Consider the following 20983-nt stretch of genomic DNA (forward strand, 5'->3'; position numbering starts at 1 on the left):
CACCGGCGAACCGAAGTCGTCCTGAACATTTATTATTCGTGTCATCCAGGTAGTGGTATGGTACGAGGTCACAGTAAGGTGAACCATGAGTTCCAGTACTGACGAACCACTAACACTCGAGTCCGTCGACCCGGTCACGTTCCAGATCATCAAACACCGCCTGACCCAGGTCGTCGACGAGGCGGTCGAGACGCTCAAACGGGTCTCCGGGTCGCCGAACACCAACGAGGCTCACGACCTCATGATGGCGTTGTACACGGACGAAGGCGACCTGCTGACGGGAGGGGTGGGATTCTTGCACCACTACATCGGCGCGTCGCGGGCGACGAAACACGTCATCGAGTACTACGGCGAGGACGTCAACGAGGGCGACGTGTTCCTCCTCAACGACCCGTACACGGCTGCGTTTCATCCTCCGGACGTCTACATCATCTCGCCGATCTACTACGACGGCGAACTGCAGGCGTTCGCCGCGAATTTCGTCCACGTCAACGACGTCGGATCGGTCGATCCGGGCGGATTTTCACCTAACTCGACGTCGATATTCCACGAGGGGTTCCAGACGCCCGGGCTGAAACTCGTCGACGCTGGGGAGATGCGCCAGGACGTCCTCGATACAATCCTCAACATGAGCCGCGACCCGGGGATGCTGGAACTGGATCTCCGATCGCAAATCGCCGCGACCAACGTCGCCGAAGATCGATTCAAGAGTCTCCTCGAGGAGTACGGGGCGACCGACGTCACCGCCGTCGGCGACGAACTCATCCGCCACACCGAAAACCGGATTTCGAAACGCCTCGAGGACCTTCCGGACGGCAGATGGGAAGCGCGCCAGTACGTCGACTCGGTCCCGGAGGACGAACTGTTTACCGTCGAACTCGCCCTCGAGAAGGAAGGCGACTCGCTGACCTTCGATTTCGAGGGGACCGACGAACAGGCGGAGTACGGCATAAACTGCACGTACTGGGCGACCGTCGGCGGCGTGCTCGCCCCGTTGCTCCCGCTTTTGTGTTCAGACATGACCTGGAACGACGGGTTGATTCGCCCGCTCGAGGTGAACGCGCCGTCGGGAACGCTCGTCAACGCCGAGCGGCCGGCTCCGATCTCGATCGCGACCGTCGCGACGCTTCAGGTCTGCAACTGCCTCTCGTCGCTCGTCGTCTCGAAGATGGTCGGCTCCAGCGACGAGTACGCCGACCGATCCACGGGCATCTGGCACGGCGCTCACGGCGGGTACATCGTCGAGGCGACGGTCGACGGCCACACGAACGTCGACGTCATCACGGACACCTACGCGGGGGCTGCCGGCGCTCGAGCGTTCGACGACGGCGTCGATCTCGGCGGAGAACTGGTCAACGTCGTCTCCCGGTGGGCGAACGCGGAACGCCACGAGAGCACCCTTCCGATCGCCTACCTGTACCGTCGTTTCGTAGCGGATTCGGGCGGCCCCGGAGAGTATCGAGGCGGCGTCGGTCACGAGCACGCGATCGCCCCCGTCGGCGACGTCGACTCCTTCGAGACGGTCACCTTCGGGCGAGGCGTCGACGTTTCGGCCTCCACGGGCGTCTTCGGTGGCTATCCCGGCTGTACGACGGAGTACACGGCCTACCGGGATACCGACGTCTGGGCGGAGGAGACCGATCTCCCGCCCTCGAGCGAGACGCTGGAGTCGGCCGAAACGGAGTCCGCGGTCTGGGGGCAGACGCCGTTCGAGGTCGACGACTTTCTGCACGTCCGCATGGCCGGATCCGGCGGGTACGGCGATCCGCTGCGACGCGATGCCGATCGAGTGGCTACCGACGTCGCAGCCGGAAAGATCACGCCCGACTCCGCCCGCGACGTGTATGGCGTGCCGGTGACCGCCGACGGAGAGATCGACGGCGACGTGACGGCTCGTCGCGACTCCATTCGAGAGGCGCGCCTCGCCGAAAGCGAGCGAGGAGAGCCACCGATCGGTCGTCTCGAGGCCGAGTCGACGGACCGTCGGCTGGGTCCGTACCTCCCAGTCGTCACCGACGGCGACGCCGAGTACGTGGCCTGTGAGTGTGAGACCGTTCTCTCGCCGGCGACGGAGTCGTGGAAGGATCGAGCGGCGGTCCGTGAACGCGACCTGTCGAACGCCGGCGCGGGACGGGACGTGAACTCGGACGTGATCCTCCGGGAGTTCGTCTGTCCGTCGTGTGCGACCCTGCTCGACACGGAAGTCGCGGGTGCCGGTGATCCGTACCTCGAGTCGCGTCTCTTCTGATTGGCGGGGGGTTAGCGTCCCGGCTTTTCTGATTACCAGCGAGTTACCCCCTCGATTTTCTGATTGCCGGTGAGTGGGTGTCTCGGTTCTTCGGACCCCGGCGATTTCGACTCCCGATCGCCCCGGCGGCAGGTAACTCTCGGGGACGTTCGTCTCCACGATTCAGACGGACCGGTGTCTTGTAGCGGTGATCGTTCGGACGGGGTCGGCGATCACCGCTCCAACGCAACGCTAATCCGTATCAGGCTAACCCGCCTGCATCCACCGGCAGCGTCACTCCCGTCACGAACCGAGAATCGTCGCTCGAGAGCCACAGTACCGCGTTCGTAACGTCGTCGGCCTCGAGACGTTCCCCCGGCTCGAGGGCGTTGTATCGGCCGGCCCAGTCGGTTCCGGACTCGAGTACCGATCGGGTGTCGTCGTCGTACTCGTCGACGGCCTCGGTTCGGACGCCGATGGGGCTGACGGCGTTGACTCGAATTCCGTGGTCCGCGAGCTCGAGGGCGAGCGTCCGCGTGGTCGAGCGGACGCCGAACTTCGAGGCGCTGTAGGCCCCCAGTCCGGGAACCGGCTGATGGCCGAAGAACGATGCCGTGTTCACGATCCGCCCGGCCGATTGGTACTCTTCCGTCTTGCCGTCTTCCCTCCGGTCGCTCGTTGCACCGGTCTCGCGCATCTGCCGTGCGACGTGTTTCGCACAGAGCCAGGTGCCGGTGAGATTGACCTCGAGGACGGACCGCCACGTCTCGGCGTCGAGTTCCGTGAGCCGACCGGTGCGTGCGATACCGGCGTTGTTGATCAGGACGTCGATCCGTCCGAACCGATCGACGGCGGTGGCGACAGCTGCTTCGACGGCCGCTTCGTCCGTGACGTCACACGGTGTCCAGAGCCCGGAGGCGCCGCGGGAGGTAATCTCCGAGACGACCGGATCGGCGTCCTGTACGTCCGCGAGGACGACGTCGGCCCCTGCGTCGGCGAACGCGAGCGCGTGATTGCGCCCGAGGCCGCGGGCACCGCCGGTGATCATCACGACGTCGTCGGTGAAATCGTAGGTCGCCATCGGTTACTCCTCGAGGAAGTCGAGCAACACCTCGAGACAGCGATCGGGCTGTTCGATCTGTGCGCAGTGGCCACAGTCCTCGATCACTTCGAACCGGGTGTCGGCGTCGTCGGAGATCTCGTCGTGGACGGATCGCATCTTGTCGACCGATTTGAGGACGTCGTCGGCTCCGGCGACGACGAGCGTCGGGACGTCGATCCGATCGTACCGGTTGCTCCGTCTGAACGTTCGATCCTGTTCGAACGGCGGTTCGAACCGGATCGCAGCCGTGGCTTGCCACTGGCCGGGAACGCGGCTCATCTCGACGCGCCGATCCAGGTAGGACTCGTCCCACCACTCCTCGGCGAAGAGGACGTCCAGAATGTCCGCCATCGCGTCCCGGCTGCCGTCGAACTCCGTGAGGATGTCCTGGAACTGATCAGGCGGGCCGCCGCCGCCGCTGATCGACACCGCCTTCTCGATCGGCCACTCGCAGGGAGCGGGTTCGCTGGCCACGCTGAGGACGTCTCCGCCGCCCAGCGAGTTGCCGACGACGTGTGCCTGGTCGACACACAGCGTCTCGAGGAACGCGCCGACGTGGCTTACGCGGAGGTCGAACTGATCTTCGAAACTGAACAGCTTTTCCGTGTGGCCGTAGCCGATCATATCCGGCGCGAGTACGTGATACTGCTCGGCGAGTCCGTCGATGATCGCGCTCCAGCTAAACTCGGCTGCCGCGCCGAACTCGCCGGAGTGAACTAAGAGGACGGTTTCGTCGTGGTCTCGCCCCGCTTCGAGGTAATGCGTTCTGATGCCGTTCACGTCGACGTAGGCCGTGTCGTAAGTCGTCATTCCGTCACCGTGTTCAGGACTCACCGGCAGTTCAGTTATATGTTATGCCTCGCCACCCCACGCCTGCCGGTTACTGGGGGAGCGTCCCGGACTCGAGGCGACGAATCTGTCGGCTCTCGAGGCCGATGCCGGTCATCGCCGCCGGTGGCGACCGACTGTTCTTCGCCAGTGGTGACAATGAACCGACGCTTGTTATGTCGCGTGTCGACGATACACTTATTTCCCACTACGAAGATGTGTGGTGCATGGACACGGGTATCTTCCATAACGGCAGTACCAACGTTCCGATGAAGCGAGCCGACAATCAGGTCGTCATCCCGGACGCCACCGTCGAAGAGGTCCACGAGAGCATGCAACAGGTTATTCGAGACCAGATCCGACACGGCGTCCTCGCGGAGGAGTACGGGTTCGACCGGGCGTTTTTCACGGAACACCACTTCGAACTCGCGGGAGCGGAGTGTAGCCCGAACCCGCTGAACTCCCAGATGGCGGTGGCGGCGAAAACCGACGAGATCAAGCTCTGCCAGATGGGCAACATCCTTCCCTGGCACGATCCCATCCGTCTCGCCGAACAGACCGCAATGTTGGACGTCTACAGCGATGGGCGGGCGGAGATCGGTATCGGTCGAGGGTATCAACCCCGGGAAGCGGAGGTCCTCGGGGCGATGTACTGGGGCGGCACCTGCATGGACGACGAGAAGAACCGGGCCGTTTTCGAGGAGAAGTACGACCTTCTTATGAAGGCCTGGACGGAGGACCTCGTCTCGTACAACGGCGACTTCCATCACGTGCCACCGTCGTACACGAAACACCACCACGTACAGGACCACGCCTACCTCGAAGACGAGGTGTCCGAACACGACCTCGAGGACGTCATGGACTGGGACGAGTCCGGGGACATGTACTCGAGCGACACGCGAGTGTTGTTGTCGACGAACTCCCGCGTCGAACAGATTCCGGTCTTTCCACAGCCACTACAGGATCCCCACCCCCCGATCTGGATGCCCGTCGTCTCGCCCCGTTCGACACGGTGGGCCGCGAGAAACGGCGTCAACGGCGTCATCACGCTCGGTCCCCGATCGCGAATCAGCCCGGTCGTCGAGAGCTACTACGACGCCGCCGAAGAGGCTGGGTGGCCGGACAGGCGATCCGAGCACGACGGCGAACCGTTCGAGTACGGCTGGGATAGCGAGCGTCAGCGCGGCCTCGGGTTTTACCGTCTGCTCTTCAACACCGACGTCGCAACGGAGGAGACGTTCGAGCGGTTCAAACTCGGTGCGGAGGCGGTCTGGGATCACCTCGCGTCCTCGTACAGCGCGGAACTCCTGTTGAACCTCAGCGACGAGGAAGTCGAACAGTTGCGATCGCGTCAGGATCTCGACGAGGACCAGCCGGTGCGAGCCGACTTCGATATTCTCGAAAAGAAGAGCATCGCGGTCACCGGGAGCAGCGAGGAGATAATCGACGAGATCGCGAGCATCAAAGAGAGCGTCGGATTCACCGACCTCAACCTGATCGGCTACTTCGAGGCCGCAGGACTGACCGGCGAGGAAGCGGACGAACAACTCCGTGCGTTCGGCGAAGAGGTTGTCCCGTACCTGGACGAGGAGTTCCCGAACCCGTAACTCGGCTTTCGGAGGCGAACCCTTTTGCACCGTTACTTCTGCCTTTGTACCGTTACTACCGCCTTTGATCCGTCCTCTAATTTCATCGGATTCCGCGAGCGCGCGAACGAGTCCGGTGGGCTATCGAACTACTGTCCTCGACGAGACCGACGAGATTCGTCACCGCACGTTGACCGTAACGGTCGTTCCATCGGCAAGCTCGAGGCGATCACGGAGCCGATCCGGCGCGACGAGTTCGATCGTTCCCGGTCCGTGCGTGGTCCGATCCGGAACGATGAGGTGACACGTCGAGTACGCTGTTTTCTCGGATCGACTGCTGACGATCGCTGCCCGATAACACGAGGCACCGCCGAACTCCCGGTCGCCGTCGCTCCAGGGGTCGATGCGGATCGTCCCCCCGTCGCCGTCGACCGTTCGGTCCCATCGCTTTCGGCTCGTGGCATCCAGTTCGACGTTCAACGTCCCCGGATACGGCTCGTATCCGAGACGGCTGCGAAACTGTTCGACGTACCCCGACAGCGAGAGGAAATCCTCGGCTGCCCGTTCTCCGGAGGTCACGTCGCCGGTCAGTACCACTGGCTCGCTGGCGGTCGAATCCGCTATGGTCATCGTCGTACACCATCGTTCGTGTCCGGGTTGCTTCAAGGTTCGTGTCGCGACCGATCTGTCGACCTCTGCGGAGCATACCAGTAATCCGGTTAGATTACACTCTTCCTCGCCGATCGCCCGAACCGACGAAGGCGCTGTACTGATTCCCCTCGCTGATACGGGCTGGTGGAAGTCGATTCCGCTGGGTCCGCTCCGAGTCACGGTACCACCGACATATCGACAGTAGATCGTATGAGTCGACGCCTCCGCCGCGAGAACGAGAAATCGAGCCCGTGTGGATGGCGAAGATTTAAGATATCGAACCGAAAGCTAGAGATTGTGTCACAGTTACCACCGAACGTTCCGCCGCCGACGCGCGAGCAACTCCGATCGATTGCCGAACAGTACTACTTCGACCTCGGCGAGGAGGAGCTGGCGGAGTACGCCGAGTTGATCGACGAACGAATGGCGATCTACGAGGCCCTCGAGGCCCTCCCCGAGCCGGATCTCGACCCGCAGTTCAGCTACGGGGACCGGTCGAACGGGTACAGGCCAGGGTCCGACGAGGACCCGTTGAATGCCCACATCACGAAGTGTACGGTCCAGGGCGCCGAGGATGGTCCGTTAGCCGGGTACGACGTCGGCGTCAAAGACAACATCGCGGTTGCCGGCATCGAGATGACCTGCGGGTCGAAAGTCCTCGAGGGATACGTTCCGCGCAGCGACGCCGTCGCGGTCGAACGCGTCCTCGAGGCCGGCGGGACGATCACCTCGAAGACGAACATGGACGAGATGGCCGTCTCCGGAAGCGGCGAGATGACGCCGTACGGACCGATTCACAACCCTCGTGTCGAGGGATACCTCGCCGGGGGCTCCTCCGGCGGTTCCGCTGCTGCGGTCGTCGACGGTGACGTCGACGTCGCTATCGGCACGGATCAAGCCGGTTCGCTTCGCGTCCCGGCCTCGTGGTGTGGTTGCGTCGGGTTCAAACCGACTCACGGGCTCGTTCCGTATCGCGGCGCCTCGCCCCAGGGCCACTCCTGGGATCACCTCGGTCCGATAACGACGACCGTCGCCGACGCCGCTCGAGTGTTAGAAGTCCTCGCCGGCCCGGACGACCTCGACCCCCGGTCGAAGGCGGTCGAACCGGGATCGTACGTCGACGCAGTTTCCGAGGGCGTCGACGACGTTCGAATCGGCGTTCTCGAGGAGGGATTCGGCTTCGAGCGGACCGACGAGGGGGTCGACGACGCGGCACGCGCTGGGATCGACGCCCTCGAGTCGGAAGGAGCCACGGTCGAAACGGTTTCGATCCCGTGGCACGTCGACGCGTTCTCCGTCACGCTCGGGATCGAAATCGAGGAGGTCGCCGCGATGTGGGACCTCGAGAACACGGGCTACTTCGCCGGCGGCGCGTACGATACGCACATGTCACAGGCCTTCGCCAACGCGCGACGCGCTCGAGCGGACGAATTCGCGCCGACGGTCGTCCTGCTTTGCCTGCTGGGCGGATATATGCGCCGCCATCATCAGGGACGGTACCACGGGAAGGCGATGAACCTCCGCCGAGAACTGACCGAAGCCTACGACGAGGCGTTCGAGGACGTCGACCTCCTCGCGATGCCGACGACACCGCTGACCGCGTTCGAACTGGAGTCGAATCTCTCCAGAACCGAGATCGTCAACCGGGCACAGGGCAAAGAGGGCCGGACCACCAACACGATGCCGTTTAATCTCACCGGCCATCCCGCGATGTCGATCCCCTGTGGCACGGCCGACGGCCTCCCGGTCGGCCTCATGTTCGTCGGCGCGCACTGCGACGAGGAATCGATAGTCCGGACGGCGGCGACCTACGAGTCGACGGTCGACTGGCAGGAACAGGCGTACTGACCGCCCGAGAACGGCCGCGGTCCAACGGCCAGGATCCGAACGGCCGCGGTCCAACGGCCAGGATCCGAACGGCCGCGGTCCGAGCGGCCGCGGGCCGACCATCCTCTTCTCGTTTCTCCTCACCGGTGGCGAACCCTCTGCTCGTCGCCGTCCGTGGTGTCTCGGTGACTCCCGGCCGGAAGTCGGGTTGCGTTACGCTTCACCGGTAGATGCTGCGGGGCTCGAGACTCTTACTGCTACGCTCGAGGCCCTTGCTGGGCGCTCGAGGCTCCACAACCGTATTCGAGCACGTCCAGTGTACGTTCCGAGACGGCCGAAATCAGGGCAGATCGTTGATCAACGTCGTCCCGTCGACGAACGGGAACCCGTGTTCGTTCGCGTACTGTATCGCCGATTCACGGGATCGGGCCGCACCCGTCTCGTCGTCGACCATCTCGCAGACGACAACTGCCGGTTCCCGGCCGGCCGCGTTGGCGAGTGCGATTCCGAGTTCGGTGTGGCCCTGTCGCCTCGATAACAGCCCGTCCGCCGCTTTCAGGAGGTGGACGTGTCCCGGCGACCGGAAGGTCGACGCGAAGTCGATCGAATCGGGATCCGTAGCGGCACGACCGAGTTCCGAAATCGTCAGCGCTCGGTCGTGATCCGTGATTCCCGTTCTGGTGTCGCGGTGGTTTACCGGGAGGGAAAACGACGACCGATCGTCGTAGCCGAGGTGACCCGTTTCGCTCACCGGGTGACTGATCTCTTCGGAGAGAAACGGCAACTCGAACGCCTCCGCGATCTCGTAGGCGAGTGCGACGCAGATCAGTCCGCCCGCGTCGTTGCGGAGTCTTGAGACGTGCTGGGACGTCACAGCCGCGGCGGGATAGACCAGGTCAGTTTCTCCCTCTCGATCGTCGAAATCGTGTATCAACACCGGCTTCCCGGATCGGAACGCCTCGAGAGCTCGTTTCACTGTTCGGCGTCGGTACGCACTTTCAATTTCGCTTGACATGTATGTTCACCCGTTTGGGTCCGACGTGGGGCTATCCGCCACCGCGGCAGTAGCCTGAATCGGTGACACTGATTCCGTGGGTTGTGACGGTATCGGTGGTCTCGCGTCGGTCTCTACTCACCTCAAACACGCCCGCCGGTATAATGGTTGTCATATGTGGGATCGATTGCAATTTCGAGACACCGATCACGTCGGTTATCTCGCATCCACACACCGTCGATTGGGGCATTTCACAGGTTCCGTCACACTGTGACGGTATTCTCGGACTCGAATACCGGTCCGAGAGCCGTTCAGGAGCGACCGGGGCGGAGTTTCAACTCGACCTCGTTCGAGGCCGCAAGGAGGAGATCCGGCATCGTTTCGCGAAACCGGTCTCCTTTCATCCGCTTTGCGGGTCCGGAGATCACGATCGCTCCCACCGGCGTTCCGTCTACGACGATGGGCGTTCCGACCGACCGGACGCCGGAAGCGGTCTCTTCGTCGTTGAACGCGATGTTCGTACTCCTGATCTGCTCGAGTTCATCGAACAGTTCCGCTGGGTCGGTGATCGTATTCTCCGTTCGCTTCGGGAGTCCGTGGCGATCGATAATCCCCCTGATTCGCCGTTCCGGCAAGTGAGCCAGAATCGCTTTGCCGCCCGCCAGATGGTGCATCAGCTTTCGCTTCCCGACCCAGGTGCCGACCGTGACGGCGCGCTCTCCGGCGGCCTTCTCGACGTCGATCGCCCGTCCGTGCTCTTCGACCGTAAACCAGACGAGTTCCTCCGTCTCGTCGGCGAGTTGCTCGAGCGTTCGGGGGACGACCTCCGTCGCGGCGATCCGACTTTTCGCGTACATGCCGAAGTCGAGACTCCGGAGGCCGACGCGGTACGTTCCGTCGTCGTTGACGAGAAACTCCCTGTCGTGGAGCGTGGACAGGTACCCGTGTGCGGTGCTTGTCGCGACGTCTAACTCGGCCGCGAGTTCGGCGGTCGTCGCTCCGTCCAGCTCCCGAAGCGTTTCGAATATATCGATTACCGTGTCTGCCGTCTTTATTCGCCGTCTCGGTCCGCCCTCGGAAGTCATACCTAGTAATCACTGTATCTATTATAAAATTCCACCCGTTCGATCCGACTCCCGACCAACCGGATAATTCTCCGGCCGTCGATTACCACACGGAGTGCCGATTCGTCTCTCGCGTTCACGGGAATGGCCGCTCGGATCCACCGCTGGCTCGAGATTCGGATATATCGATCCTTTCTCACGATCGCGTTTTCGGACTGGCGCCCGAAGGATATCGCCGTTTAGCACCCCAACGTGGCCGGTTCTCATCGATGGGTTTGATCCCGGCGGGAGAAAGCCGACCCGAAATTGGTCGACGTTCACGATTATCGAATCGCGTTGGTGTTACCGTTCCCGGCTGTTGGTATCCGCTCTTCGGCTCGCAAATCCCGCCCGCGACTCGAAATTACAACTGTATGGTTGTAATAGGTATTGGCCGATATCCGAATCGGCACGATAGGGGCGTGACGACCGGTTGAACCCCATTTAGATCATACCTCCGTGCGTCGAGGTAGAGGAAATTCGGCGCATCCCCTTGTTCACGTTCTGTGCCGCGCAAACCCACGTTCTGGACCGGACGCCGGGACCGCAATCCGATCACGACGGTGCAGATTCCGTACCGGTACCGGATACCCTTCGTTATCCGACGGTACCGACGGTGAGGAGTTTCGATTCGTCATACGCTAATTGAGCGTTTCTGTAACCGCTTCGCATCCCTTCTCTAACACCCAATATTATCATATACTTATGTGTCCTATACAATCTTTTGTTTAGCAGACAATATTGCTTTCGGTCTACTCGTCAACTAACGTGTGAGTGGGTGCGCATGGTTTTCAGTAACGACTATACTATTCGCTAGTACGCAGATTCAATCTCGAGGTGAACTGATCACTCATCCTCTTCGAACCGTATCCAGCGGGCACAAACACTATGTTCGCCCAATATGATTGCTTAATAGAATGGGATTAGACATAATAATATCATTAATAATAAATACAATATATGACCTATATCCCACATAGTGTTTCACATATGTAGCAATACTGACTTCGGTGAATAATGATTTGGTATTGTTATATTTCTGAAACAGTTCCAATCGGTGTTGTACTATCACACTAATTCCCTCCCAACGTATCCGGTGAGGCGGTTCGGAACGGGTCATGAATGACGGTCTCGGTGATGCTTCGATCGGGGGATTGGTCCGACAGAGTATATTGCAACGAATATCGAAGCCATTTGACGGCTTGTCGCCGAGTCGCCACTTATCGATTGGGTTAAACTAAATTACCTAATTTTATATCAGACACTATTTCTTGTTCTCGAAAATGTTTGTAATAGCCACTGGCGATCGCTCCTCTCTCATTTTGCAATCAATAACAACACCCTCGAGTGAGTCACTACTGCATACTGGACTTGAATTCTGCACACTCTTTCGATAATACCGACTTAGCGAGTCCTCATACTGTTTACTCACCGATTGACCGACAGGACCGCGGATGGTATCGCGCTGGCATGGAAACGACGGGCGGGAGGCCGTGTCAACTGGTGATCACTCGATTCGTCACACTCTCCTCAGAATACCATTTGGTCCCGTTTCGATCGTCTGCTGGGTCGAACGCTCTGCCTCTGTCCGGTTGAGTGGGCCCAATACCCGTCGAATGCTGATAACCCATCAACTAGCCAAAACCCTTTTCACTCGGTTTACACGTTCCGAAACCCTCTGGTAGGGGTTAAAAAATCCGTCGACATTTTCGTTTCTGGTTGGTTAGAGGATTAATCACTCTTGACTTCGCCAGTTTATCGAAGAGTGCTTGTACATCCTGGGGTCCTGTACCTCCTACGTTTTGACTGCCTGTCCGGATAATTAACGTGGGGGCCGAAGGAGAAAGCCGAGTAGTCCAGCTGCGAGAGCTAGAGCACCGCCGAGTAGAAAGGTAAGGTCCCACCCGATGAGGCCAACGAGCCACCCGACGACGCCACCGCCGAAGACGCCACCCCACATTTTACCCGAATAGACGATCGAATAATTTGCAGAGGAGTATTCTGCACCGTAGTAATCGCCAACGATGCTTGGGAAGAGTGAAAACTGGGAGCTCCAGAAGAAAACCGCAATGGCGACCATTACTGCGTATCCGATCCCTGATTCCAAACCTGCAAAAAGGACGATCGCTAGCGTCGCTAGGCCACACGTGAGAAACGAGAGGGCGGTGACGCGTTCGCGATTGAAGTAATCAGAGATGCCACCAACGATCAGTCGACCAGCACCCGACGCCAACGGAAGAATCATCGCAGCAACGGTGACCGCTGTTACCGTCAGACCGGCATGTTCGGCGTACAGGACGACCCGTGCTGTGATCATTAGGCCAGCAGCACTGACGGCGAAAAACATGAAGTACATTACCCAAAACTGCCACGTTCGAACCATCTCTCGCCACCTGAACGTCTGTATCCCGCCGTCTGGAGCAGTGGAAGTTTGTCCATCATCATCCTCTGTCTCCTCAGAAGTGTGTTCTCTAACAGATGCTTCTATTCGCTCCCAGTCGTCAGGTGGATCCTTGAGGATAATTGCGCCTACAAGTATACCGATGGCGATTAGGATACCCATGTTCGAGAGGGCGTTTGCGAGTGTGGATTCAGCGACGGCCCACCGGACATAAGGAACGAACGCGGCACTTCCTGCGGCGAAGGCCATCGTCCCGATTCCGGTAGCCAGGCCACGTCTATCCGGAAACCACTTAATTGCGGTGTTCACAGCGACAGTATAGACCATACCGACGCCGAGTGACCCGAGCCCGTAGGCCAAATAAACATGCCAGAGTGACGTCGAAAGCGCGAGTGCATAGTAGCCACTCCCGGCAAGAATACCGGCAACGAGGGTAACCGCGCGAGGACCATATCGGTCGCGCCACCAGCCTGCAGGAAACTGGACGAGGGCCATTATGATGACGTAAACTGTAAAGACGAAGCCGAGTGCAGAAAGCGAGACGTTCAGATCGGTGGCGAGTGGTCCTTCGATAGAGGCCCAGATGTACTGATATGGACTGACCAGCGCCATCATAATTGCGGCGGCGAAAATTTGCCACCAGCGAGAGTAGCCAAGCGATCGCTTTGCCTCCGTAGCCGGATCTGTCGTTTGTGTTCCCATTGTCACCTCACTGTGGCTGGATTGTCCACAATTGTAATTCTCAAACGACTTGATGGATATCCCCTGAGTCCAAGTGGCCACTTCCAATTTTTCATTCTGTGAAGTCCCTTAAATCGGATGTTCTGCGGCTACCACAAATAATTTATTGTTTACTAATATCCATGCCGATGATTTTCTTGAGACTACCCCGTTCTCATCGATATCTCCCCTCTACTGGTTTAAGGAGGAATCATCCGGCAGTATCTATGTCATTCTTTTTACCGACAATTATTTTTATCGCCATAACCACCCCACTAGTGTGAAAATACTGGTCGCAGTGAAAGAAGTGGCAGAGTTAGCAGAGCAATTCGATATTTCCGGTATAACGATTGGTGAAGAATACTTCCAATACGACCTCAATGAGTGGGATAGCTATGCGATCGAAGAGGCTGTTCAATTAAACGAAGCTGGTCTTGCTGACGAAGTCGTTATCGCAACCATCGGTCCTGAGCGAAGCGAAGAGACGATCCGGACGGCACTGGCGAAGGGAGCTGATCGCGCTGTTCGAGTCTGGGACGAGGCCCTTGACGATATCGAAGTACTGGACCTCCACGGAAAGGTTGAGCTGCTTGCGGCGGTAGTCGAACACGAGGAGCCAGATATTGTACTAACCGGTGTCCAGGCGGGCGATGACCAGTTCGGAGCAACCGGTGTTGCACTCGCAGAGCGGCTCGAATTTGGCTGGGCGGCAGTCGTCAATGATCTTGAAGTAGACTCGTCAGGGGAAACTATCTCTGTTCGTCGGGAACTCGAGGGTGGAATCGAGGAACTGGCCAATGTGGATGTGCCAGCGGTGTTGACGATCCAGACTGGGATCAACGACCCCCGGTATGCGAGTCTGCGAAGTATACGCCAAGCCCAGCGTAAGGAAATTACAACTCTATCGCTCGAAGAATTAGGTATGAATTCCTCTGTAGTCGAATCGCCTCTTGAACTACTCGGGATGGCCGAACCTGAAACGGAAGGTACGGCAACATATTTCGAAGGCGAACCAGAAGAAAGTGCATCTGCACTTGCTTCACTCCTTGAAGGGGCAGGGGTGGTCGAAATATGAGTATCCTAGTCGTCGCCGAACACCGTGACGGTGATCTCCGTGACGTTAGTTTCGAATTACTCACCGCTGGTGTGGAGTTGGCCAGTACGTTGGGTGACGAACTCCATGTCGCTATCATTAACGGTGACGTTGACCGGTTTGCGGCTGAGCTGAACAGCGAAGGTGTCAGTGCAATTCACACAATCGATCATGGCGACGAATTCAACCACGATGTCTATTGCCAGATCGTCTCCGCGCTTTGTGACCGGATCGATCCCTCGTATGTAATTACTCCAAACTCGGTAAATGGACTCGACTACGTACCAGCAGTTGCTCAGGGACTTGATCTTCCGCTGATCACAAACGTGGTTGATGTTGAGCACGACGGACGACTCCGAGCCACTCGTGAAATGTACGGTGGAAAGGTTGAGACGTCGGTCGGGACGGAAGCTGAAACGGCGCTGCTTATGCTCAGACCAGGTGAATGGCCAACGACACACGAGCCTGGCGATGCAACTGTCGTGTCTCACGAAATCGAGGTCGACCGGGATGCAGTTCGGTCGACCGTTACCGGTTTCGATGCTGTCGCGGCTGACGGCATTGATATCTCCGAAGCGGAGTTCATTGTTTCGATCGGTCGGGGTATCGAAGACGAAGATAACCTCAAACTCATCGAACACTTGGTCGATATGACTGGTGGGACACTAGCAGCTTCACGGCCAATAGTCGACAACGACTGGCTCCCAGCCCATCGACAGGTCGGCCAATCGGGTAAAACTGTCACCCCAACCGTCTACCTTGCAATCGGCATCTCGGGAGCGGTCCAGCACGTTGCCGGCATGAAAGACAGCGACATCATTGTCGCTATCAATAACGATTCAAACGCACCGATCCTCGATATCGCTGATTATGCAATCGTTGACGACCTGTTCGATGTTGTACCCGAACTCATCAGGGAATGCGGTGGCGAGCCACCGGGTGTATGAGGGTACTCTAGACACTGCATTGGCTCGATGTTCGATACGTGGTCGTGTGCATACGCGCGAGATGTGTCTCGGTTGGTTTATCACTTATGAGTTATAACACTCTGTAGTGCCATCGTTCGTACAACGGGTCACAGACGTTCACCGTCCTGATATCGTCACGCCAGTTACGATCAGTCATGGTATCACAGAGTTCTTCTCAATCGCGTTTCCGCCGATCATCCCAATATTGGTCGCTGACCTCGAGATTACGTACGGTCAGGCGGGTCTGTTAGTCACGGTTTTTTTCATTATGTACTCGCTCTTTCAGTTGCCAGCGGGCGTAATTGGCGATTATATCGGAAAAACCCGGCTCATGTTATTTGGTCTTGTCAGTATGGTCGGTGGGATCGCATTTGCTGGCTTTGCCCCCAATTACGAGACGTTGATTGTGGCTCAGGCTATTGCCGGGGTCGGTGGGAGTACGTTTCACCCAACCGGCATGTCGATAATCAGTGACGTTGAGACAAACGAAACTGAGGGAAAAGCCATGGGTGTCTTCGGGTTTGGTGGAACCCTCGGAACCATGGCTGCCCCGCTCGTGATCGGTGGGATTGGTGAACTTTTTGGCTGGCGAATCGCGTTGCTGGTAGGTGCAACACTCGGCGGTATCATGACAGTATTTGTCCTCAATCTGTTTGTTACCGCATCCTTTTCGACATCCGAATCTCTCCGCCCGGATGGTGGGTCGACGTTGCAAGAGCGTGGTGATACGCTACGTAAAGCGATGGCTTTTCTGACCACCAGACGGATTGCACTCTTGTTTTTGATCACGCTGTTCGTTTCTCTCCAACATCGTGCGATTCAAACGTTTACCACATCGTACATCGCTGCCGAAACTGGTGTGTCCATCTCGATCAGCAACGTGGCCTTCTTCATGTTGTTACTGGGTGGTAGTATCGCTTCGCTGTGGGCTGGTGATCTAGCGGATCGATTCGATCGATACTATCTTGGAATCGGCGCGTCATTATTCACTGCGATGCTCGTCGGAGCAACGCTTCTCCTGATGCGGTTATCTACGAGTTTGACTGTTGAGGCTCTCATTCCCGTAATGATCGTCTGGTTCATGCTCATCGGTATTGCCATGTACGTCAGCTATCCAGTAAAGAATGCTCTCGTCTCCAGTGAAGCGACTGAGGCATATAGCGGGAGTCTGTTCGGGATAATTCAGACTGGATCTGCACTCGGGAGTGCTGGCGGACCAGCTATTTTCGGATTCCTGGCGACCGAATTGGGCGTTGCCTCGGCGTTTCCAATGATCGCCGGCGCCAGTCTGATACTCTCATTGCTATTTTTACTCTTGATGGTTCTTCATTGATTGGTCTTTTTGTCGCTTCGGCCGTGTGATCAATTTCGAATCGATCTGGTCAGCGGCTGGGCCACCGTTCGATACAGATGGCTTTGTCGGTGTAGAAGTGGATCATGTCCTCGCCTTGAGCGTGGAGATCCCCAAAAAAGGAGTCTTTCCAGCCACCAAAGTGGAAAAATGCCATCGGCGCGGCCGTCCCTGCGTTGATCGCTAAGTTCCCCGCCTCGACCTCGTGTTTGAACGCCGTGGCTTCGTCTCCTCGCTTCGTGAACAGGGAGGCTGCGTTGCCGAACCGGCTCGCGTTCGTCCGAGTGATTGCCGCTTCGAAGTCGTCAACTGCCGCCAGACCTAACACTGGCCCAAAGATCTCTTCGCACCCAATCTTCATGTCCATGGTCACGTCACCGAAGATAGTCGGGCCGAGGTAGTTTTCGGGCATTTCGGGATCGGTCTCACGTCCGTCGAGCAGCAAGTCGGCACCTTCTTCGATACCGGTCTGGATGTAGTTTTTCACCTTCTGGGCGTGGTCGACTGTATGAACCGGTCCCATGTCGGTTTCGGCTTTGAGGCCGTTGCCAACGTTGATGGCCTCGGCGCGCTCGACGACCAAGGTGGCGAACTCGTCGTAGACGTCCTCAACGACGACGGCAATTGGGTTGGCGAGACAGCGCTGGCCGCTGTTGGCGAACGCAGAGCTGATCGTTTGGTCGGCGGCGAATTCGAGGTCAGCGTGTTTGGAGACGATGATGTGGTTTTTGGCACCGCCCTGTGCTTGGACGCGTTTGCCATGTTGGGCTGCAGTTTCGTAGATGTACTCGGCAACGGGGGTGGAGCCGACGAACGAGACCCCTTCGACGTCCTGATGCTCGAGCAGGGCGTTGACCGAGTCTGGGCCACCGTTGAGAAGGGTGACGACGCCGTCAGGGAAGCCGGCTTGCTCGACGAGCGAGATCAGCTGATACGGCGTAGTAGGGTTGCGTTCGCTGGGTTTGAGGATGAACGTGTTGCCGGTGGCGACAGCGTAGGGAAGAAACCACAGTGGGATCATCGCAGGGAAGTTGAATGGGGTGATGGCTGTGAAGACACCGAGTGGTTTGCGTGGTGCGGACTCGTCGATGTTAGGAGCGGCGTTGAGGAGGGTACCGGATTGCATCATCGAGGGAATGCCACAGGCGACTTCGACGTTTTCGATTCCGCGGCGAATTTCGCCCATGGCTTCCGATTTGGTTTTGCCATGTTCGCGAACGAGAGTCTCGGCGAGGTCGTGTTGATTGTCCTCGAGGAGCTGTTTGAGTCGGAAGAGAGGTTGAATGCGCTCTTCGACGGGAGTCGTGCGCCAGTCCTGGAAAGCTTGGCGACTTTTTTCGACGGCTTGGTCGACATCCTCGGGTGTACTGAAGGGTACGTGAGTGACCTGTTGGCCGGTCGCGGGGTTAATGACGTTCTGTCCATCGTCACCGGTGGGTGCCTGCCACTCGCCACCGACGTAATTCTGTACTGTTTCCGTTTCTTTTCGAAAATCACTCATGCACCCATCTACAGCGAAGTCCTTAACATAAGTTTCGGTTGCGGTTCTTGGTTGAAATGGACATTGATCCATGCAATGTAATCACTCTTCAGCCGTCTCCCCCCGACGGATAACCTACTGTGATCAGTTCAAGACATCTCCAATCGGGGTTGATGGACTGTATGAACACTATTGTTTCGGTATTAGCGAATAACATCCTGCCGGCGCAAAATTGACCTGTTCGGGTTGATGAACCAGAGATTGTGAATCCCGGGAGGCTTCCCTGACAGACGTACGCGTGTAATAGTGTAGCGAAAAACATTATTCGCAGTCTACTAGAAACCATGGTTCCTACTTCTAATTGGATAACTGGCGATTCGTGGAACCACTTCAGATCGTCAGCGACGTTGCTTTGGGCTCCTGCCTTTTACATGGTCTCGGTCGCTCATCCTAATTTGACTATCGTCGGTTTAGGGCGAGTTCTAATTCGGCATCAGCGAAATATTACCTGTCTAACAATTACAACTCTATAGCAAAATATAAAAACACTCGACTCGTGATGTCTACCTATGACCAATGAACACGAAGCAAAAGTCAAAACAACTAAAACAATCACGGAAATTTTGCGGGTGATCCAGAAAAATTCTGGATTGACCGCTTCGGAGATAGCGAATGAATTAAACATGGCCAACAGTAGCGTCCATGATCACGTTAAGACCCTTCTCCACGAGGGGTATCTGGTTGAGTCCGACCATAAATACGATATCAGTCTGAAATTTTTGGATCATGGAGTGTACGCGAAAAACAACATCAAAGTGTGTAGCATTGCTCAGCCTATTTTACAGCAACTCGCCGAAGAAACGGGTGAGGCAGTCTGGTTGATCGTTGAAGAACACGGACAAGCAGTATACATCGATAAGGCGATCGGGGAAAACGCCGTACCGACGACTGGTCGGATCGGACACCGGACTTATTTGCACTGCCTATCTGGTGGTAAGTGTATTCTGGCGGAATTCGATTCGGTCCGTCTCGAACAGGTCATCGCACGGCACGGCCTCTCACCGCAGACCAAGCATACGATCAGTAGCGAGGAAGAACTCCGTATCGAACTCGATAAAGTTCGCGATCAAGGATTTGCATACAATGATGGCGAAGAAGTTGAAGGAGTCAGGGCAGTCGGAACCGCGATCGTTTGTCATGGATCTGTCATTGGGGCAATCAGTGTGTCCGGTCCAGCGACCCGATTGAAAGAATCGTGGTATCGAGACGACCTTCCAGAATTGATCATCGACGCCGCAAACACGATCCAGTTGAAAATGGAATATGATTGATCAGGAATATTGATCAACTCGAAAGTTATATTTATTTCCTCTTCGTACTCACCGATACTGTACCAATCAATTAACACGACTTGGTTCGGACCGCGTGATCCGTGTGTCGGCGTTAACATGAATCGCCGGCGGGTGTATCGGGCTGACAATCGGAATATCGTCTAACAACTATGAGTGTAAATGAATACGAACTAATCGTTATTGGCGGTGGTATCATCGGTGCCAGCTGTGGATGGCACTGGGTAAACGCTACTAATGCGGATGTCCTCATCCTCGAAAAGGATCAACCCGCAAGTAAGGCAACCGGGCGTTCGGCTGGACATCTAAATACGTATGCGTCCCACAAATTCCCAAGCGCCATACGGGAGTACTGCATAGAGTTCTATCAGGAGTTGAGTTGTAGACACGATGAAATCACCATTCATCACGACCAGGATTACGTTCTAGCACACTCAAGCGAAGGGGCGGATCGATTACATCGTCTCACGGAGGCACATCCGGATACGTTCACGTACCTTGATAGCGATAATCTACAAACAACAGATGTGCCTTTCAATACGGTAGAAACGACTGCTGCGCTAACATTCGATCGTGCATTGCATTCGGATCCCTATTCGCTTACGACAGCAATGCTTTCCGAATTTCGCTCTGCAGGTGGAACACTGAAACTCGATTCCGTAACCGACATCAACACCGATGGTGACAGATTTCTCGTTAACACTACCGATGGAACTTATCGAAGCGAGTATCTAGTCAATGCGACGGGTGCATGGAGTACACAGACCAACTCAATGCTCGACATTTCCCTCCCTATCAAAGCACGAACGAGTCAAATTGCGATCTTGAAACCGGATCGGCAGCTCGATATCCCCATGTTTCACTGTCCGGATCTCGGTCTCTATGGTCGTCAGGAACTGGGTGACGACGTGTTGATCGGTGGTGGAACGTCTTCGTTTATTCCGGATCCCAATGGATTCTCGACTACTGTGTCTGAGTCGTTTCTCGTGCATGTTTCCGAATCTTCGGATCGGATCGCCAACTCACTACGTGATGCCAGAGTGGCCGAAAGCTGGGCCGGTCGATGTACATCGACACCAGACAGAAACCCCCTCGTCGGTTCCACGTCCCTTTCTGACTATTATATCTGTGCTGGATTCAACGGTGCTGGGGTTGCACGTGCACCGTTCGCAGGGAAACTCGTTACGGAACTGATCTTGGATCAGGATCTCTCGTTCCAGCCTGAACCGTATGCACCCTCACGGTTCAACGAAGCTGATGACTTCAAAGTTAAAAGTCACAGTACCGATTGGTAATTTAGTAA

The 20983-nt window shown here is 57.2% G+C and carries 15 protein-coding genes; 8 read left to right on the top strand and 7 right to left on the bottom strand.

Going from position 1 to position 20983, the window contains the following annotated elements; all coding sequences use genetic code 11:
• Nucleotides 1–85 precede the first annotated feature (85 nt).
• The gene (locus EA473_RS07840) at nucleotides 86–2248 is read left to right on the top strand and encodes a hydantoinase B/oxoprolinase family protein (protein WP_124195111.1); all 2163 of its coding nucleotides are present in this window, start codon (nucleotides 86–88) and stop codon (nucleotides 2246–2248) included.
• Nucleotides 2249–2489: 241 nt separating this feature from the next.
• Here EA473_RS07840 and EA473_RS07845 read toward each other — a convergent pair whose 3' ends face one another.
• Both EA473_RS07845 and EA473_RS07850 read right to left on the bottom strand, forming a co-directional pair.
• A complete protein-coding gene (locus EA473_RS07845) occupies nucleotides 2490–3308 on the bottom strand; it encodes an SDR family NAD(P)-dependent oxidoreductase (protein WP_124195112.1) in 819 nt (272 codons plus the stop codon).
• Nucleotides 3309–3311: 3 nt separating this feature from the next.
• Nucleotides 3312–4139 (bottom strand): alpha/beta fold hydrolase, encoded by an 828-nt coding sequence (locus EA473_RS07850; protein ID WP_124195113.1) that lies wholly within the window; start codon nucleotides 4137–4139, stop codon nucleotides 3312–3314.
• Nucleotides 4140–4384: 245 nt separating this feature from the next.
• On the opposite strand from EA473_RS07850, the gene EA473_RS07855 reads away from it, so the two are divergent.
• Entirely contained in the window at nucleotides 4385–5764 is a 1380-nt protein-coding gene (locus tag EA473_RS07855) for an LLM class flavin-dependent oxidoreductase (RefSeq protein WP_165875227.1), read from the top strand.
• A gap of 159 nt (nucleotides 5765–5923) precedes the next feature.
• Here EA473_RS07855 and EA473_RS07860 read toward each other — a convergent pair whose 3' ends face one another.
• On the bottom strand, nucleotides 5924–6373 hold the full coding sequence (locus EA473_RS07860; protein ID WP_124195115.1) for a DUF120 domain-containing protein: 450 nt from the start codon (nucleotides 6371–6373) through the stop codon (nucleotides 5924–5926).
• Nucleotides 6374–6691: 318 nt separating this feature from the next.
• Between EA473_RS07860 and EA473_RS07865 the strand changes: the two genes are divergently transcribed.
• On the top strand, nucleotides 6692–8242 hold the full coding sequence (locus EA473_RS07865) for an amidase (protein ID WP_124195116.1): 1551 nt from the start codon (nucleotides 6692–6694) through the stop codon (nucleotides 8240–8242).
• Between the two features lie 319 nt (nucleotides 8243–8561).
• Here the strand turns inward: EA473_RS07865 and ribB are convergent, their stop codons facing one another.
• The 3 genes from ribB to EA473_RS07880 form a co-directional block, all read right to left on the bottom strand.
• Entirely contained in the window at nucleotides 8562–9236 is a 675-nt protein-coding gene (gene ribB, locus EA473_RS07870; RefSeq protein WP_124195117.1) for a 3,4-dihydroxy-2-butanone-4-phosphate synthase, read from the bottom strand.
• 290 nt (nucleotides 9237–9526) lie between these two features.
• Nucleotides 9527–10300: an IclR family transcriptional regulator gene (locus EA473_RS07875; protein ID WP_124195118.1), complete on the bottom strand. Its 774-nt coding sequence runs from the start codon at nucleotides 10298–10300 to the stop codon at nucleotides 9527–9529.
• Nucleotides 10301–12140: 1840 nt separating this feature from the next.
• Nucleotides 12141–13421, bottom strand: a complete 1281-nt coding sequence (locus tag EA473_RS07880) for an OFA family MFS transporter (RefSeq protein WP_243645212.1) — start codon at nucleotides 13419–13421, stop codon at nucleotides 12141–12143.
• Nucleotides 13422–13719: 298 nt separating this feature from the next.
• Between EA473_RS07880 and EA473_RS07885 the strand changes: the two genes are divergently transcribed.
• From EA473_RS07885 to EA473_RS07895, 3 genes are all read left to right on the top strand, one after another.
• A complete protein-coding gene (locus EA473_RS07885) occupies nucleotides 13720–14514 on the top strand; it encodes an electron transfer flavoprotein subunit beta/FixA family protein (protein WP_124195119.1) in 795 nt (264 codons plus the stop codon).
• Nucleotides 14511–15479 carry an electron transfer flavoprotein subunit alpha/FixB family protein gene (locus tag EA473_RS07890; RefSeq protein WP_124195120.1) on the top strand — a complete coding sequence of 323 codons (969 nt, stop codon included), beginning with the start codon at nucleotides 14511–14513 and terminating at the stop codon, nucleotides 15477–15479. Before EA473_RS07885 ends, EA473_RS07890 begins: the two co-directional genes overlap by 4 nt.
• A gap of 106 nt (nucleotides 15480–15585) precedes the next feature.
• Complete coding sequence (locus tag EA473_RS07895; RefSeq protein ID WP_124195121.1) at nucleotides 15586–16833, top strand: MFS transporter; 1248 nt, start codon at nucleotides 15586–15588, stop codon at nucleotides 16831–16833.
• Between the two features lie 49 nt (nucleotides 16834–16882).
• Here EA473_RS07895 and EA473_RS07900 read toward each other — a convergent pair whose 3' ends face one another.
• Nucleotides 16883–18352, bottom strand: coding sequence for a CoA-acylating methylmalonate-semialdehyde dehydrogenase (locus EA473_RS07900; RefSeq protein ID WP_124195261.1), 1470 nt, complete (start codon nucleotides 18350–18352; stop codon nucleotides 16883–16885).
• A 548-nt stretch (nucleotides 18353–18900) separates the two neighbouring features.
• Here EA473_RS07900 and EA473_RS07905 point away from each other — a divergent pair.
• Together EA473_RS07905 and EA473_RS07910 are read left to right on the top strand one after the other, a co-directional pair.
• Nucleotides 18901–19662 (top strand): IclR family transcriptional regulator, encoded by a 762-nt coding sequence (locus tag EA473_RS07905; RefSeq protein ID WP_124195122.1) that lies wholly within the window; start codon nucleotides 18901–18903, stop codon nucleotides 19660–19662.
• A 170-nt stretch (nucleotides 19663–19832) separates the two neighbouring features.
• Nucleotides 19833–20975: an NAD(P)/FAD-dependent oxidoreductase gene (locus tag EA473_RS07910; RefSeq protein WP_124195123.1), complete on the top strand. Its 1143-nt coding sequence runs from the start codon at nucleotides 19833–19835 to the stop codon at nucleotides 20973–20975.
• Nucleotides 20976–20983 lie beyond the last annotated feature (8 nt).

The sequence above is a fragment of the Natrarchaeobius chitinivorans genome (assembly GCF_003841505.1).
Taxonomy (GTDB): Archaea; Halobacteriota; Halobacteria; order Halobacteriales; family Natrialbaceae; genus Natrarchaeobius; species Natrarchaeobius chitinivorans.